Consider the following 290-nt stretch of genomic DNA (forward strand, 5'->3'; position numbering starts at 1 on the left):
CCGAATGATGATGTTCTGGCTGCGTCAGAGCGCGCGTGGCGCGATGCTGAGGTTTTGCGCGTTTCCTGGCTGCGTGACCGTCATCGAGATCAATTGGAGGTGGAGGCGCCTACTACGCTCAGCTCCGATCAGTTCGCCGAGTTGTTGGGTTATTTGCAGGCGTTGCGCGACTGGCCGCAAGGGGATCAATTCCCGCTCGCCGAACACCGGCCGCCGGCGCCGATCTGGCTGTTAGCACAACTCAACTAAACGCCCCGCACTGACGGGGCGTTTTCTTTTCCGTTACGCGT

The 290-nt window shown here is 60.3% G+C and carries 1 pseudogene; it reads left to right on the forward strand.

The window, feature by feature from the left end:
- Nucleotides 1-249: pseudogene (locus AACY19_RS27575) on the forward strand (phage tail assembly chaperone); the annotation flags it as partial.
- Between the last annotated feature and the right edge of the window lie 41 nt (nucleotides 250-290).

The sequence above is a fragment of the Pseudomonas sp. EA_5y_Pfl2_R50 genome, assembly GCF_963970475.1.
Classification (GTDB): Bacteria; Pseudomonadota; Gammaproteobacteria; order Pseudomonadales; family Pseudomonadaceae; genus Aquipseudomonas.